Raw genomic sequence first — 13,892 nt, 5'->3', positions numbered from 1 at the left:
ACCCTGGCAAGCCCAAGGTCGCTGAGCGGCACCCCAGGTGTCAACGCGAACCGCAGCATCATCCGCGTCAGGAACGAAACGCGCGCGGATCAGAACGCGGCGCGCCAGCTTCCCTCCGCGCCGAAGCGCCAGGCCTGCCCGTCCTCCTCCAGCGCGAAGAGGTGCAGCCAGCCATTCGTGAACAGCGCGCGCACGCCCGGGTGGCGGTCCAGGATGGCGCCGATCTCGGCGCGCGGGGCGGCGATGCAGACGGTGAGGCGCAGGGGTTCATGCGCCAGCGCCTCGCCGTCATGCACCGATTGCCAGGGCAGGCCCACGCGCAGCGTGCCGCCATTGCCCTCCACCACCCCCACGCCGCCGGTGACGTTGTGCAGCAGCTTGTTGCCGCCGCCGAAGGCCTCCGGCGCCACGACCGAGCCGTGGTATTGCAGGCTGATCCAGGACGCGACCACGACGGGCGCGGTGAGGATGAGTTCCAGCACGCCGAAGCCCGCATCCCGCCGCCAGTCATAGTCGTGCAGGAAGACGCGGCCGCCGAGGTCGCGGCCGGCGGTCAGGGCGCGCGGGGCCGCGATGAAGGCCTGGCAGCCGGCCAGCCCCCATTCGGGGCGCGTCTCGGCCCAGTCGGTGGAGCGTGCGGAAAGTGCCTCGCCGCCCGGCGCGCGGGGCAGGCGCAGGGCGCGTTCCGCGCGCGCCAGGGCGCCGGCCCGTGCCAGCCAGGCCTCGGCCTGGGCCAGGGCGGGGTGCGGGCCGTGGTCGGCGGCGTAGAGCGTCACGCGGTCGCCCGTGGTGTCGTGCAGCCCGGCCAGGAACAGCGTGTCCGCCGGCACCGCGATGCCGCGCGCGGCGAGCCCCGCGCGCACCGCCTTGTCGTTCAGCAGCAGGGCCAGCAGCCGCGCGCTGACATCGCCGCGATGCCCGCCACAGGCGCCACAATGCAGCGCGCTGGCATGGGGGTTGTTCGTCACCTCCGCGCCATGGCCCAACAGCAGCACCAGCGGCGCGAAGCCCTCCGTCATGGACATGGCGCGCAGCACCGCCTCGGCCGTGGCGATGCGGGCCTCGGGCGTCAGGGATTCAGGCAGGCGGGGCGGGGGTTCGGCCTTGGCGGTGTGCTTCAGGCCCAGCGCATCGCGCAGCAGCCCGCCCGCGTGCAGAAGGCCCGCCGCTTCCACGAAGGCGAAGGAGGAGACGGCGGCCTGGCTGAACCTTCCCCAGGCGCGCTTGGCCCGCGCGCCGATGCGCGCCGGCACCTCGCCCTCCACCGCCGTGCAGCTGCGCAGGCCGGGGCGCAGCAGCACGGGCAGGCGGTTCTCCACTACGTCCGAGGCGAAGGCACGGTGCGCCACGGGCAGGCCGAAGAAGCCCGCGAAGCCCTGGGTGCGAATGCCGGCGTCGAGGGATTCCAGCGCGCGCCGCATCACCTCTGAGCGCACGTCAATGCAGAAGGCGGCTTGCAGCACGGGGCGCGTCTCGGCCGGCGCGGCGGGGGCGGCCGCCAGCTTCGCGGCCAGGGCGCGCTGCCCGGCGCGGTCGGCGGCGTCCTGCAGGATGGCGTCCAGCGCCTCCTCCGCACCGGCGGTGACGGGGGCGGCGTGGGCGTCCAGCACCTCGGCCCAGCGCGGGGCCAGGGCCTCGGCATGGGCGGCGAAGAGCGCCTCCTCCCAGACCAGCCGCGCGGCGAGCAGTTCCGCGAGCGTCGGGTCGGTGCGGCCTTCCAGCTCCGCCTCGAAGCCGCGCTGCCGGGCGAGCTGCGCCCAGCCGCCCAGCGTCATCAGCAGCCCGTGCAGCAGGGTTTCGCGCGCGGCGGCCGGCACGCCGAGGGTCGCCAGCGCGCGCGCCGTGGCGGCGGCGGCGCCGGCGGGTGTGGCGGCGACATGGGCGCAGAAGCCGGGCAGGCCCAGGATTTCGGGCGTCAGGTCCCGCAGCGCCGTGGCCCGCCAGGAGGCGTAGAGGGCGCCCCGGTGCTGCACGGGCCACAGGGCCTGCCCCGCGTCGAACCAGCTGGCGGCGAAGGCGCCCAGGCGGTCGGCGATGATGCCGGGCCAGTCGGTGCCGGTGATCTCGGCCACCAGCTCCGCGACGGTGGGCAGGGCGCGGGGCGCGGGGCGCGGGCGGGCGAGGGCCGCGTGCAGGGCCTCCAGGCTCTCGGGCCGGTGGGCGAGGGGCGCCGCCTCCAGCGCGGCGGCGAGGTCGGCCTCGGTGATGGCGCCCTGGGCGATGCGCGCGGCGAACCATTCGCGCGGCATGGTGGTGGCGATGCCGCCCACCCGGGCGAGGCGTGCGGCGGCGGTGGCGAAATCCTCGCCCACCTGGCCGAGGAAGGGGTTCACCGCGACGGTGGCCGCCAGCGGCCAGGCGGGCGGGATGGCGGCCAGCGCCCGGTCGAGGGCGGCGTCATGGCCTTGCGCGGCGTCGTGCAGGTCGAAGGGCATGGGGGCGTTCCTCAGGCGGGGTTCCGCCGCGACCAGCCGCGCAGCAGCCGGTCGGTCAGCGCGTTGATGTAGAGGCCGTTCGACAGGTGCACCCGCAGCCCGGCGGCGGCGGGGTGCTGCGCCCAGAGCGGGAAGGTGGCCTGGGCGAAGGCGGTGAGGCCGAAGCCCAGCACAGAGAGCGCCATCAGCACCCATTCCAGCGCGCCGGGCGGCGGGGGCTCGGGCAGCAACCCGGCCGTCATCGCCTCGGCCAGGCGTTGCAGGGTGAAGTAGCCGATGGCGGCGGCGGCGGCGGCGATGGAGGTGCGCAGCGTCAGCGGCACGGGCGCGGCGTCGGCGAAGCCCTGCGCCAGCAGATAGGCCACGCCCAGCACCAGGATGGCCCCCAGCGCGATGGCTTGCGGCGACTTCTCCGCGAAGCCGAAGCCGGCGCCGATCAGCACATAGAGGGCGAGTGCGGCGAGGAAGGCGCGGCCCACCGCGCGCAGGCTGGGCACGGCGACGGGGCCGGGGCGGCGGATGGCGGCCACCTTCTCGACCGCCATGCCCGCGCCCAGGAAGGCATGTGCCTTGTAGAGCGAGTGCGCCACGATGTGCAGCAGCGCCAGCGGGAACAGGGCGAGGCCGCATTGCAGCAGCATGAAGCCCATCTGCGCGATGGTGGACCAGGCGAGCGCCGTCTTCACCGCGGGCTGGGTCAGCATGACCAGCCCCGCGAAGACCGCCGTGAAGCCGCCCAGCAGGGCGAGGGCCGCCAGCACGCCGGGGGCGGCCAGCATGACATCGGCGAAGCGGATCAGCAGGAAGCCGCCCGCGTTCACGAGGCCCGCATGGAGCAGGGCGGAGACGGGGGTGGGCGTCTCCATCACCTCGGTCAGCCAGCCATGGGCGGGGAATTGCGCGCATTGCAGCAGGGCGGCCAGCGCCAGCAGGGCGGCGGCGGCGGTGGTGAGGCCCGGCGCCTCGCCCGCCCGCGCGGCGGCGTTGATGGCACCGATGTCGAGCGTGCCATGGCCCAGTGCCAGCAGCAGGGCGGCGCCGACCAGCGCGCCCTCGCCCAGCCGGGCGAAGGGGGCGCGCTTGCGGGCGGCGCGCTGGGCGCCGGGGCGTTCATGATAGAACAGCAGCAGGCGGCCGAGGCCATGGCTCGCCCCCAGCCAGGCCAGCACCAGCACCGGCAAATTGCCCGCCTGCACCAGCAGCAGGGCGGCGGCCAGCGTGGCGCACATCCAGCCGGTAAACTCGCCCTGGCGGGTTTCGCCATCGAGGTAGGTGGCCGAGAAGCGCAGCACCACCCAGCCCAGGAAGCCCACCAGCAGCAGCATGGTGGCGGAGACGACATCCAGCCGCGCCAGCGCGAGCGGCGCCGCGCCCGGCCCCGCGGCCAGCAGCAAAGCGAGGCTGGCCACCGCCACGCCCAGCGCCGCGAGGCTGGCCAGGTGGGCGGTGCGAAGGGTCTCGGCCGGGCGCAGGCCGGGACCACGGAAGGCCAGGAAGGCGGCGGCGAGCAGCGCCAGGGGCGCGAGGAGCGGAAGGAGATGGCTTGGCATGGGTCGCCGCGTAGCAACCGCAAAGATCTTAGAAAATGACATTGTTTCGACCAAAGCGTTCGTTCAAAACGAATGAATGGCCGAGCTGAACTACCACCACCTCCGCTACTTCCGCGCCGTGGCGCGCGAGGGGCACCTGACCCGCGCCGCCGCCGCGCTGAACCTGGCGCCTTCCGCGCTGTCCGCGCAGATCCGCGCGCTGGAAGAACGGCTCGGCGAGCCTCTGTTCGAGCGCAGCGGCCGGCGCCTGGTGCTGACCGAGGCCGGGCGCATCGCGCTCGCCCATGCCGACGTGATCTTCGCCGCCGGCGAGGAAATGCTCGCCACGCTGCGCCAATCCGGCCAGAGCCCGCGCTTGCTGCGCGTGGGCGCGCTGGCCACGCTGTCGCGGAACTTCCAGCTGGCCTTCCTGCGGCCGGTGCTGGGGCGGGCGGGGGTGGAGGTGGTGCTGCGCTCGGGCGGCATGGCGGAATTGCTGCGGGACCTCACGGCGCTGGACCTCGACGTGGTGCTGACCAGCGAGCCGCCTTCCGGCCCCTATGTGGCGCACCGGCTGGCGGAGGAACCCGTCAGCCTGGTGGGCCGCCCCGCACTGTTCGCCGGGCGGGTGGGGTTGGCGGAACGCCTGGCGGGCGCGCCGCTGATCCTGCCCGCGCCCGAGAGCGGGTTGCGCGCGGGCTTCGAGGCGCTGCGCGAAAGGCTGGGCGTGACGCCGCACATCGCGGCCGAGGTGGATGACATGGCCATGATGCGCCTGCTCGCGCGGGAGGGCGTGGGGCTCGCCGTGCTGCCGCCCATCGTGGTGCGCGACGAACTCGCCTCGGGCGAGTTGGAGGAAGGGGAGCGCCTGCCCGGCTTGGTGCAGCCCTTCCATGCGGTGACGCTGCCGCGCCGCTTCCCCAACCCGCTGCTGCGCGAGGTGCTGCGGGGGGCGTGAGGCGGCCGGTTGCGCCGCGCGCCACGCGGTTCCAGCATCGGTGCCTCTTCACTCCGGAGCCCGCGCGATGAAACTGATCGACCTCAGCCGCACCATCACCCACAAGATGCAGCGCCTGGTGAACCACCCGACGATCGAGGTCTATCCCTTCAGCACGCATGACGAGAAGCGCGTGGTGGACGGGTATGAATTCTCCTCCGCCACCATGGTGCTGCACATGGGCGACCATGGCGGCACGCATGTGGACGCGCCCGTGCATTTCGACGCGCGGCCGGGGGCGAAGACGATTGACGAGATGCCGCTGGAAACCTTCTTCACGGAAGCCGTGTGCCTCGACCTGACGCATGTGCCCGACCAGACGGACATCACCATCGCGCACCTCGAAGCCGCGGAGAAGGCGGCGGGCGTGGAGATCCGCAAGGGCGACACGGTGCTGCTCTACACCGGCTTCTACGCGCGCGCGGCCGGCACCGAGGGCTACATCACGGACTTCCCTGGGCTGACCAAGGAAAGCGCCACCTGGCTGGGCAAGAAGGGCATCACCGCCTTCACGGTGGAGAGCGTCAGCCCCGGCCGTCCGGGCCGCAACAATTTCGAGGTGCACCATGTCTGCCGCGACATGGGCTTCACGCATTACGAGGGCGTGGTGAACCTCGACAAGGTGGTGGGGAAGGGGCGGTTCCGCTTCATCGCCCTGCCGCTGAAGATCGCGGGCGGCACCGGCAGTCCGGTGCGCGCCTGCGCCATACTGGAGGATTAGTTCCGCTCCAACCAATCCCGCACCTGCGCGCGGAGGAAGGCGGTGTCCTCCGGAATGGGCTGGGGGTTGCCGGCGCGGTGGCCCCAGATGCTGGGGATGGGGCGCAGTTCCGCGTGGCGCAGATGGGGTAGTTCGGCCTCGTTGTCGGCCACGCGGAAGTAGAGGTCCGTCTCGCCCGGCATCAGCAGCACGCGCGCCTGGATGGCGCGCAGCGCGGCCGGCAGGTCGCCGCCATCGGCGATGTCGCCCGCCTCCCAGGTGCGGAGGTGCGCCAGCAAATCCTCGGCCGGGCGGCGGCTGAAGCGTTCCACCCAGTCGCGGCGCAGGAAGGTTTCGAGGTCCGGCGCGCCCAGCGCCGTCAGGTGCAGGTTCGCGCGATAAAAATCCTGGCTGAGCGCCCAGCTCGCATAGATGCGGCCGAAGGCGTTCATGGCGCGGGTGGGCTGGGCGGAGAAGCGGCCATTTCCTTCATATTCGGGCGCCGCCTCCAGCACCGCGATCAGGCTTTGCAGGAAGATGCGGTTGTGCACGGAGGTCCGCGCCGAGCCGCAATTGACGATGATGCGTGACACCGCCTCCGGATAGGCCGCGGCCCAGTGATAGGCCTGCTGCGCGCCCATGGACCAGCCATAGACGGCGTGCAGATGCGTGACGCCGAACACCTCCTCCATCAGCCGCTTCTGCGCGGCCACATTGTCCCAGGAAGTGACGACATCCGGCCAATGCGCGCTGTTGCTGGGCGAGGTGGAGAGCCCGTTGCCGAACATGTTCGGGATCACGATGAACCAGCGCGTCGGGTCCAGCACGCCCTCGGGCCCGATCAGCCATTCCAGGTCCGGATGCTGCGCGGAATAGGAGGTGGGGTAGAGCACCACATTGTCCCGCGCGGGCGAGAGCGTGCCATGGCTGCGCCAGGCCAGCTTCGCATCCGGCAGCACGCCGCCGCGATGGAGGGGGAAATCGCCCAGGTGGAATTCGCCCTGGTCGGTGGGCCAATCGGTCATGCGTGGGTTCCGTCGCGGAGCTTGCGGATGTGGTCGCGGTGCCAGGCGGCATAGCCCTGGTCCACATGGGCCAGGCGGTCCTTCAGCACATGATGCGCCTCGGCCAGCCGGTGGAAGGGAATGAAGGGGTAGAGGTGGTGCTCGGCGTGGTAGGGCATGTTCCACATCAGCAGCCGCACCACGGGGTTGGTCAGCATGGTGCGGGTGTTGGTCAGGCCGTTCGCGTCTTCGGAGCAGCCCGTGTGCTCGGTCAGCAAATAGAGGCGCAGCACGATCTGGCCCAGGATCTGTGGGCCGATCCAGAACCAGAACAGCGCGGCCCAGCCGAACACCAGCCCCGCGGCCAGCGCCAGCGCCACCGTCAGCGCCGAGGAGGCGCGCACCGAGGCGATGACGCGCGGCGCGGTCGCCTCGTGCAGGAAGGAATAGGCCCGCATGTCGCCGCGCCAGGCCGCGACCCAGACCTCGAACTGCGCGCGCCAATAGGCGAGGCCCAGCATCCGCGTCACGTATTCCCCGAAGCTCGCGGGCGGGGGCAGCATGAGTTCCGGATCATGCTCCGCGTCCTGGGTGTGCTTGTGATGGGCCAGGTGGAATTGCTGGTAGTAGTGCCAGTTCCGCAAAGCCGGCAGCCCGCTGATCCAGCCCACCACCGCATTGGCGCGGCGGAACTTGAAGGCCGTGTAGTGCGAGGTTTCATGGAAGGGCGCGAAGAGTGCCGCCTGGATCACGCCCGCCAGCAGCATGGCCGGCACCACCAGCACCCCGGGCGCGACCGCGATCAAGGCAGCGCTGCCCAGGATCAGGGCAAGGTGCAGGAGGGCCCGCGCCGCCCCTTGCGCGTCGGAGCGGGCGGCGAGGTGCATCATGTCGCGCGGGCGCGGCGCGTCGAGCGTGGTGCTCATGGGGGCAAGCCTTTCAGTGCGGGCGGTGCCATGCAAGCGGCGCGCCGCGCCGGGCAAGCCGCGCGCCGCGCCACGCCGGGCGGTGGCACCCATGCGCCGGGGGCGATGCCTCGCGCGCTTCAGGCCTCCTACAAGGAAGCGGCAATGCCCAGGGAGGAACAGAATGAAGCACATCACCACGCCCCAGATCCGCGCGCGCAAGGGGGGCGAGCCGTTGGTCTGCCTCACCGCCTATACCGCGCAGACGGCGAAGCTGCTCGACCCGCATGTGGACCTGCTGCTGGTGGGGGATTCGCTGGGCATGGTCGTCTATGGCTTCGACAGCACCCTGCCCGTGACGCTCGAGATGATGATCGCCCATGGTGCCGCCGTGGTGCGCGGCGCGCGGCGCGCCTGCGTGGTGGTGGACATGCCCTTCGGCACCTACCAGGAAAGCCCCGAACAGGCCTTCCGCAACGCCGCGCGCATCCTGGCCGAGACGGGCGCGGATGCGGTGAAGCTGGAAGGCGGGGAGGAGATGGCGGCCACCGTGCGCTTCCTCACCACGCGCGGCGTGCCGGTCTGCGGCCATGTGGGCCTGATGCCCCAGGCGGTGAACACGGCGGGCGGCTTCAAGGCCACCGGCCGTTCGGAGGAGGAGGCCGCGGGCGTGGCGCGTGACGCCGCTTCCATCGCGGAGGCCGGCGCCTTCGCCGTCGTGCTGGAAGGCACGGTGGAGCCGGTGGCGGCCGCCATCACGGCGGCGTTGCCCGTTCCCACCATCGGCATCGGCGCCTCGGCCGCCTGCGACGGGCAGATCCTGGTGACGGATGACGTGCTGGGCCTCTTCCGCGACTTCACGCCGCGCTTCGTGAAGCGCTACGCGGAGCTGTCCACCCAGGTGACGGCGGCGGCCGAGGCCTATGCCCAGGATGTGCGCGCGCGCCGCTTCCCGGGGCCGGAGCATTGCTTCCCGCCGCCGAAGAAGGGGTAACGCGGGGCCACGGCGTCAGGCGGGCGGGCCGCCCAGCGCCGCCAGTTCCTTCTCCAGGGCCGCGATCTCGGCGCGCAGCTCGTTCAGGTAGTTGTCGCGCTGCGCGATTTCGGCCTCGGTCTTGAGCTTCCAGCCATAGGCGGTGGTGATGTCCTGGCGCTTCTTCCGGATCAGGTCGCGCAGGTCCAGGCGCCGTTGCAGGTGCTCGGGCGGCTCGGCCTCGGCCGGCGGGGCGATGGGCGGCAGGGCGGGCGGGGCCACGGGCGGTGGCTCGGGCGGCGGGTCGGTCGCCCAGAGCGCGCCGCCGGCGGCCGTCGCCTCGAAGAGGGTGATGAGGGAGGGCCAGCGCATCATCCGGCTGGCGGGCACGGGGCGCGGCGGTCCGCTGCCCTGGCCGCCGCGCAGGGTCCAGCCGGGCTGGCCGGCGCGTCGCCCCTCGGCCGCGCGGGCGAAGCGGGCGGCGATGCGGGGGCCGTAGGTGGCGCGCAGCCAGGTCTCGACCTCGGCCAGGCCGGGCGCGTGGGGCAGGGTGCGGCGATGCGCCCGCCAGCCGCGCATCACCTCCCGCGCGTCGAGCAGGGTTTCCAGGGCCTCATAGGCGCGGTCGCTGAAGGGCTCGGCCAGCCAGAGGCCGGCCCAGCGCAGCGCGTAGCGCAGGCGGAACAGGGCCTCCGCCAGCAGGGCGGGCAGCCCGCCCCAGCGCCACAGGCCCCAGCCGAGGCCGGCGGCGAGGGCGAGCCCGCCCTCCAGCGCCTCGACCGTGCCGAAGCCGAGGCCGGCCGCGCCATAGAGGGTGGCCATGGCGGCCAGCGCATCGAGCAGCAGCAGCACAAGGGCGCGCAGCTTGCCCCGCGCGCTGACGCGGGCGCGGCGGCGCGGCCGGCCGGAGGGGCGGGCGGGGGTGCCGAGCATCGCCTTGGACTGCGCCAGCAGGGCCGCGATGTCGGCGCGGCTTTCCGCGAGGCCGCTGCGCTCCAGCGCCGCCACCAGCCGTTCGAGCTCATCCCTGTTCGCCGCGGCGCCAGCCGGCATGGCCACCTCCTGCCGAGCCAGCTATGCCCTGGCAGGGATGAGGCTTTGGTTAAGGCGCATGGCGCGGCTTGCATGCGGCGGGGGGATGGCCTATGGCGCCCCATTCCACGGCCGGGCCGCCATCGCGGCCTGCCGCATTCCCGAGAGCGCGCGCCATGAAGTCCGACACCCATCCCGCCTATCATGAGCTGAACGTCATCATGACCGACGGCACGACCTTCAAGACCCGGACCTGCGCGGGCAAGCCGGGCGACACGCTGCGCCTCGACATCGACCCGAAGAGCCACCCCGCCTGGACCGGCGTGCAGCGCATCATGGACACCGGCGGCCAGGTGGCGAAGTTCAACAAGAAGTTCGCCGGCATCGGGATGGGCAAGAAGAAGTAAGGCCCGTCGCGCGCCCCCCTTGAAACGGGGGGCGCGGAAAAATACCTCCTGCGGTGCCGGGGTGCCTGATGGGCCCCGGCGTGGACCGGAAGCGGCGCCGCCCTGGTGGGGCGCCCTGGACGGCCACCCCACACGGACCTTGCTTTGCAGGAGGTTCAGCGATGAACGCTGTTGATTTCTCTCCCCTTCTCCGCACCGCGATCGGCTTTGACCGCTTCGCCCGCATGCTGGACGGCGCGCGCCTCCAGCCCGAGGCCCAGGCCTACCCGCCCTACAACATCGAGATGACCGGCGATGACAGCTATGTGCTGACCATGGCCGTGGCCGGCTTCGGCCCCGAGGACATCGAGGTGGTGCTGCGCGAGGACACGCTGCATGTCAGCGGCAAGGCGGCCGAACAGCCGGGTGAGCGCCGCTACATCCATCGCGGCATCGCCGGCCGCGCCTTCGAGCGCCGCTTCGTCCTGGCCGACCATCTGGTCGTGCAGGGCGCGCGGCTGGAGAACGGCCTGCTGCACGTGGCCCTGAAGCGCGAGGTGCCGGAGGCGCTGAAGCCCCGCCGCATCGCGATCGAGGCGGCCGCACCCGCCACGCGGCCGGTGCTGGAACAGCAGGCGGCCTGAGCGCCTGACGCGACCGGGCCGGGGGGCGACCCCCGGCCCTTTTCATGCCTGGCGGCGAAAAAACGCCTCGGCCGCCTGGCGCTGGGAGGCGCGGGCCGCGATGGCCTGTTCGGCACGGGCGATTTCGGCCTGCAATTGCGTGATGTAGTCGCGCAAATCCGTCTCCGACCATTCGGCCAGTGCCGCCGGGGTGAAGTTTTTATGTGGTTTCGAGGGCGCATCTTCATCGAGCATGGTGATGGGCTTTCGTTTCAGGGCTTGGCCCAATGCGGGGCTACCACTATAGGGCTTCTCACAGTCGGCCGCGTGCCCCCAGTGTGCTTCGCTGTGTGCGTGCCCCGCGGCGCGCACTGCAATTCTGATGGTGTCCTTTTCCGGGCGCCGACCTGACGGATGACCCCATGGCCCAACCCCTCATGCCCAAGGCCACCGCCGTGTGGCTGATCGAGAAGACCTCACTTTCCTTCGAGCAGATCGCGGATTTCGTGCAGATGCACCCGCTGGAGGTGCAGGCCATCGCGGATGGCGAGGTGGCGCAGGGCATCATCGGCTATGACCCCGTGGCGAACGGGCAGGTCTCGCGCGAGGACATCGCGCGGTGTGAGGCGGACACCTCCGCGCGCCTGTCGCTGGCGCCCAATGCCGTGCCCCAGTCCAAGTCGCGCGGGAAGGGCGGGCGCTACACCCCTGTGGCCAAGCGCAATGACCGTCCGGACGGCATTGCCTGGCTGCTGCGGAACCACCCGGAGCTGTCCATCGCGCAGGTGGCCAAGCTGCTGGGCACCACCAAGGAAACCATTGAGAAGGTGCGCGACAAGACGCACTGGAACAGCCCGAACATCAAGGCACGTGACCCCGTGATCCTGGGGCTGTGCACCCAGAGTGCGCTGAACGTCGCCGTCACGGCCGCGCAGGAACGGCTGAAGGCCGAGGGCAAGGCCGTCCCCGCGCCGCTGCCCGTGGGCACCGACGCGGAGTAGCAAGGCGCCGCGACCTTAGCCTGGCGGCTGATCCACGCCTTCGGTGGTGACCACCGAAGGCGGCCAGCCGCTAGTTCGCGCGGCGCAGGCGTTCCATTTCTTCCTTCAGTTGAAGCTTTTCCCGCTTCAGGCGGGCCAGCGCTCCATCATCCGGCCGGGGGCGGGCGCCCTCCTGGGCGATGCGCTGTTCAAGGTTGGCGTGACGGGTCTCCAGGGCATTCAGCCTCGGGGCATGGATCATCGCGTATCCTCTTCCATCCGTGGGCTCCTTCCCGGGGCGCCGCCGGCCAGGCCGGAGGCGGGGATCGCCGCATGGGGGAACCGGTCATGCGGCCCGGGTCGCGTGCCAGTGCTGCTGTTGCACCGCCACCCTGGCATGCTATCCCGAAGCCTGCCCGCGACGCGATGTTTTTTGCGTTAACGGGCCCGGGTGAAACCAGGGGTGGCCTCAGGACGTGATGCTCGAAGACCGCGAAGCCCTGCTGCGCCGCCTGCACGAACTCCGCAGCGAACACCGCGACCTCGACACGGTGATCGCGCGGCTGGATGGCAGCCTGGGCGACCAGCTCCAGCTTGTACGCCTCAAGAAGCGCAAGCTGAAGCTGAAGGACGAAATCGCCTGGCTGGAGAGCCAATTGGTGCCGGATATCATCGCGTGACCAACGACACTGCCCCCCTGGTGGGCGTCATCATGGGCAGCCGCTCCGACTGGGAGACGATGCGCCACGCCGCCGAGACCCTCTCGGCACTCGGCGTGCCGCACGAGACACGGGTGGTCTCGGCCCACCGCACGCCCGAACGCCTGTTCGACTACGCGCGCGGCGCGGCGGGGCGGGGGCTCAAGGTCATCATCGCGGGCGCGGGCGGGGCGGCGCACCTGCCCGGCATGGCCGCCAGCATGACGGCGCTGCCCGTGCTCGGCGTGCCGGTCGAATCCCATGCGCTGAAGGGCATGGATTCGCTGCTCTCCATCGTGCAGATGCCCGGCGGCGTGCCGGTGGGGACGCTGGCCATCGGCCGGGCGGGCGCCATCAATGCGGGGCTGCTGGCGGCCTCCATCCTGGCGCTGTCCGATGCGGCGCTGGCGGCAAGGCTCGGCGCTTGGCGGGCCGCGCAGACCGAGGGCGTGCCGCATGACCCGGCCTGAGCCGCTGCCGCCGGGCTCGACCATCGGCATCCTGGGCGGCGGACAGCTGGGGCGGATGAGCGCCATGGCCGCAGCCCGCCTGGGCTACCGCGCCCATGTCTATGCCCCGGACGCCGATTCGCCGGGCATGCAGGTGGCCGCCGCCCGCACGGTCGCACCTTATGAAGATGTGGCGGCGCTGCACCGCTTCGCCGCGGAGGTGGATGTCGTCACCTTCGAATTCGAGAACGTGCCCGCCGCGACCCTGGCCGCGCTGGAGGGCAGGGTGCCCTGCCGCCCCGGCCTGGGCGTGCTGGCCATCGGCCAGGACCGCGTGCGGGAGAAGCGCTTCCTGGCCGAGGCCGGCGTGCCCGTCGCCCCCTGGGCCGAGGTGGGCAGCGAAGCGGAACTGCACGCGGCCGTGGCGCGCATCGGCCTGCCCGCCGTGCTCAAGACCACGCGCATGGGCTATGACGGGCGCGGCCAGGCGGTGCTCCGCACGCCGGAGGACATCGCCCCCGCCTATGCGCGGCTGGAGCCCAAACCCTTGATCCTGGAGGCCTTCGTGCCCTTCGCGGGCGAGGTCTCGGCCATCGCGGCGCGGGGCGCGGATGGCACCGTCGTGGTGTATGACGCGGTGGAGAACCACCACCGCCATCACATCCTCGACCTGTCCTTCGCCCCCGCCCGGGTGCCGGAGGCCACCGCGGCGGCCGCACGGGAGAATGTGCGCCGCGTGGCCGAGGCGCTGGACCTTGTGGGAATCGTGGCGCTGGAGATGTTCCTGCTCGCCGACGGAACCTTGCTGGGGAATGAGATCGCGCCCCGCCCCCACAATTCCGGCCACTGGACCATGGATGCCTGCCTGTGCGGGCAGTTCGAGCAGCATGTTCGCGCGGTGGTTGGGTTGCCGTTGGGCCCTGCAACCCGGCACGCCGATTCGGTGATGCGAAACCTGGTCGGCCCCGAAGGCTTGGCCGCCTGGCCGGAGATGGTCGCCGCACCCCAGGTGGTGGCCCATTGGTATGGCAAGGAAGAGGCGCGGGCAGGGCGTAAGCTGGGTCACGCCAACCTGCTGCTTTCCTTGGGGAAAATATCTTCCCTCGAAAAAGGGTGGCGGCCAGGTGGCTGGTAGATGAACCACCTGTTGCCTGGGCGCCATCATGACTGTGGTGTTTCTG

The 13,892-nt window shown here is 71.8% G+C and carries 16 protein-coding genes; 9 read left to right on the top strand and 7 right to left on the bottom strand.

What is annotated here, in order from left to right:
• Positions 1-89 precede the first annotated feature (89 nt).
• Entirely contained in the window at positions 90-2,435 is a 2,346-nt protein-coding gene (locus tag JTN19_RS17845; RefSeq protein WP_206935416.1) for a YbcC family protein, read from the bottom strand.
• 11 nt (positions 2,436-2,446) lie between these two features.
• Complete coding sequence (locus JTN19_RS17840; protein ID WP_206935414.1) at positions 2,447-3,985, bottom strand: proton-conducting transporter transmembrane domain-containing protein; 1,539 nt, start codon at positions 3,983-3,985, stop codon at positions 2,447-2,449.
• 76 nt (positions 3,986-4,061) lie between these two features.
• Here JTN19_RS17840 and JTN19_RS17835 point away from each other — a divergent pair, with 76 nt between their 5' ends.
• Together JTN19_RS17835 and JTN19_RS17830 are read left to right on the top strand one after the other, a co-directional pair.
• On the top strand, positions 4,062-4,922 hold the full coding sequence (locus JTN19_RS17835; RefSeq protein WP_206935412.1) for a LysR family transcriptional regulator: 861 nt from the start codon (positions 4,062-4,064) through the stop codon (positions 4,920-4,922).
• Positions 4,923-4,989: 67 nt separating this feature from the next.
• Positions 4,990-5,682: a cyclase family protein gene (locus JTN19_RS17830; protein ID WP_206935410.1), complete on the top strand. Its 693-nt coding sequence runs from the start codon at positions 4,990-4,992 to the stop codon at positions 5,680-5,682.
• Here the strand turns inward: JTN19_RS17830 and JTN19_RS17825 are convergent.
• Positions 5,679-6,686, bottom strand: coding sequence for an alpha/beta fold hydrolase (locus JTN19_RS17825; protein WP_206935408.1), 1,008 nt, complete (start codon positions 6,684-6,686; stop codon positions 5,679-5,681). The genes JTN19_RS17830 and JTN19_RS17825 overlap by 4 nt on opposite strands.
• Entirely contained in the window at positions 6,683-7,591 is a 909-nt protein-coding gene (locus JTN19_RS17820; RefSeq protein WP_206935405.1) for a fatty acid desaturase, read from the bottom strand. The genes JTN19_RS17825 and JTN19_RS17820 overlap by 4 nt, the downstream gene beginning before the upstream one ends.
• A 163-nt stretch (positions 7,592-7,754) precedes the next feature.
• Here JTN19_RS17820 and panB point away from each other — a divergent pair, with 163 nt between their 5' ends.
• The gene (panB, locus tag JTN19_RS17815) at positions 7,755-8,564 is read left to right on the top strand and encodes a 3-methyl-2-oxobutanoate hydroxymethyltransferase (protein WP_206935403.1); all 810 of its coding nucleotides are present in this window, start codon (positions 7,755-7,757) and stop codon (positions 8,562-8,564) included.
• Between the two features lie 15 nt (positions 8,565-8,579).
• On the opposite strand, the gene JTN19_RS17810 is transcribed toward panB, so the two are convergent.
• On the bottom strand, positions 8,580-9,596 hold the full coding sequence (locus tag JTN19_RS17810) for a hypothetical protein (protein ID WP_206935401.1): 1,017 nt from the start codon (positions 9,594-9,596) through the stop codon (positions 8,580-8,582).
• Positions 9,597-9,751: 155 nt separating this feature from the next.
• Between JTN19_RS17810 and rpmE the strand changes: the two genes are divergently transcribed.
• Together rpmE and JTN19_RS17800 are read left to right on the top strand one after the other, a co-directional pair.
• A complete protein-coding gene (rpmE, locus tag JTN19_RS17805) occupies positions 9,752-9,982 on the top strand; it encodes a 50S ribosomal protein L31 (protein WP_206935399.1) in 231 nt (76 codons plus the stop codon).
• Between the two features lie 161 nt (positions 9,983-10,143).
• Positions 10,144-10,605, top strand: coding sequence for an Hsp20 family protein (locus tag JTN19_RS17800; RefSeq protein ID WP_206935396.1), 462 nt, complete (start codon positions 10,144-10,146; stop codon positions 10,603-10,605).
• A gap of 42 nt (positions 10,606-10,647) precedes the next feature.
• Here JTN19_RS17800 and JTN19_RS17795 read toward each other — a convergent pair whose 3' ends face one another.
• The gene (locus JTN19_RS17795; RefSeq protein WP_206935394.1) at positions 10,648-10,839 is read right to left on the bottom strand and encodes a DUF1192 domain-containing protein; all 192 of its coding nucleotides are present in this window, start codon (positions 10,837-10,839) and stop codon (positions 10,648-10,650) included.
• Positions 10,840-11,006: 167 nt separating this feature from the next.
• Here JTN19_RS17795 and JTN19_RS17790 point away from each other — a divergent pair, with 167 nt between their 5' ends.
• Positions 11,007-11,585 carry a DUF1013 domain-containing protein gene (locus JTN19_RS17790; RefSeq protein ID WP_206935391.1) on the top strand — a complete coding sequence of 193 codons (579 nt, stop codon included), beginning with the start codon at positions 11,007-11,009 and terminating at the stop codon, positions 11,583-11,585.
• Positions 11,586-11,655: 70 nt separating this feature from the next.
• Here the strand turns inward: JTN19_RS17790 and JTN19_RS17785 are convergent, their stop codons facing one another.
• Positions 11,656-11,826: a YdcH family protein gene (locus JTN19_RS17785; RefSeq protein WP_206935388.1), complete on the bottom strand. Its 171-nt coding sequence runs from the start codon at positions 11,824-11,826 to the stop codon at positions 11,656-11,658.
• A gap of 217 nt (positions 11,827-12,043) precedes the next feature.
• Between JTN19_RS17785 and JTN19_RS17780 the strand changes: the two genes are divergently transcribed.
• From JTN19_RS17780 to JTN19_RS17770, 3 genes are read left to right on the top strand one after another with little or no spacing between them, the layout of a single operon-like run.
• Positions 12,044-12,244 (top strand): YdcH family protein, encoded by a 201-nt coding sequence (locus JTN19_RS17780; RefSeq protein ID WP_206935385.1) that lies wholly within the window; start codon positions 12,044-12,046, stop codon positions 12,242-12,244.
• A 32-nt stretch (positions 12,245-12,276) separates the two neighbouring features.
• A complete protein-coding gene (gene purE, locus JTN19_RS17775) occupies positions 12,277-12,732 on the top strand; it encodes a 5-(carboxyamino)imidazole ribonucleotide mutase (protein ID WP_206935494.1) in 456 nt (151 codons plus the stop codon).
• Positions 12,719-13,846 (top strand): 5-(carboxyamino)imidazole ribonucleotide synthase, encoded by a 1,128-nt coding sequence (locus tag JTN19_RS17770; protein WP_206935384.1) that lies wholly within the window; start codon positions 12,719-12,721, stop codon positions 13,844-13,846. Before purE ends, JTN19_RS17770 begins: the two co-directional genes overlap by 14 nt.
• The last annotated feature ends 46 nt before the right edge of the window (positions 13,847-13,892 follow it).

Source organism: Roseococcus thiosulfatophilus (assembly GCF_017311575.1).
In the GTDB taxonomy this organism is placed as follows: Bacteria; Pseudomonadota; Alphaproteobacteria; order Acetobacterales; family Acetobacteraceae; genus Roseococcus; species Roseococcus thiosulfatophilus.
This window is presented reverse-complemented; position numbering and strand designations above follow the sequence as displayed.

Excerpts from the sequence above, each read along its gene's own strand:
- JTN19_RS17800 (WP_206935396.1), top strand. The coding sequence starts at position 10,144 with ATGAACGCTGTTGATTTCTCTCCCCTTCTCCGCACCGCGATCGGCTTT.
- JTN19_RS17840 (WP_206935414.1), bottom strand. The coding sequence starts at position 3,985 with ATGCCAAGCCATCTCCTTCCGCTCCTCGCGCCCCTGGCGCTGCTCGCC.
- JTN19_RS17780 (WP_206935385.1), top strand. The coding sequence starts at position 12,044 with ATGCTCGAAGACCGCGAAGCCCTGCTGCGCCGCCTGCACGAACTCCGC.
- JTN19_RS17790 (WP_206935391.1), top strand. The coding sequence starts at position 11,007 with ATGGCCCAACCCCTCATGCCCAAGGCCACCGCCGTGTGGCTGATCGAG.
- panB (WP_206935403.1), top strand. The coding sequence starts at position 7,755 with ATGAAGCACATCACCACGCCCCAGATCCGCGCGCGCAAGGGGGGCGAG.
- JTN19_RS17830 (WP_206935410.1), top strand. The coding sequence starts at position 4,990 with ATGAAACTGATCGACCTCAGCCGCACCATCACCCACAAGATGCAGCGC.
- JTN19_RS17835 (WP_206935412.1), top strand. The coding sequence starts at position 4,062 with ATGGCCGAGCTGAACTACCACCACCTCCGCTACTTCCGCGCCGTGGCG.
- JTN19_RS17820 (WP_206935405.1), bottom strand. The coding sequence starts at position 7,591 with ATGAGCACCACGCTCGACGCGCCGCGCCCGCGCGACATGATGCACCTC.
- JTN19_RS17785 (WP_206935388.1), bottom strand. The coding sequence starts at position 11,826 with ATGATCCATGCCCCGAGGCTGAATGCCCTGGAGACCCGTCACGCCAAC.
- purE (WP_206935494.1), top strand. The coding sequence starts at position 12,277 with ATGGGCAGCCGCTCCGACTGGGAGACGATGCGCCACGCCGCCGAGACC.
- JTN19_RS17845 (WP_206935416.1), bottom strand. The coding sequence starts at position 2,435 with ATGCCCTTCGACCTGCACGACGCCGCGCAAGGCCATGACGCCGCCCTC.
- JTN19_RS17825 (WP_206935408.1), bottom strand. The coding sequence starts at position 6,686 with ATGACCGATTGGCCCACCGACCAGGGCGAATTCCACCTGGGCGATTTC.
- JTN19_RS17810 (WP_206935401.1), bottom strand. The coding sequence starts at position 9,596 with ATGCCGGCTGGCGCCGCGGCGAACAGGGATGAGCTCGAACGGCTGGTG.
- JTN19_RS17770 (WP_206935384.1), top strand. The coding sequence starts at position 12,719 with ATGACCCGGCCTGAGCCGCTGCCGCCGGGCTCGACCATCGGCATCCTG.
- rpmE (WP_206935399.1), top strand. The coding sequence starts at position 9,752 with ATGAAGTCCGACACCCATCCCGCCTATCATGAGCTGAACGTCATCATG.
- JTN19_RS17795 (WP_206935394.1), bottom strand. The coding sequence starts at position 10,839 with ATGCTCGATGAAGATGCGCCCTCGAAACCACATAAAAACTTCACCCCG.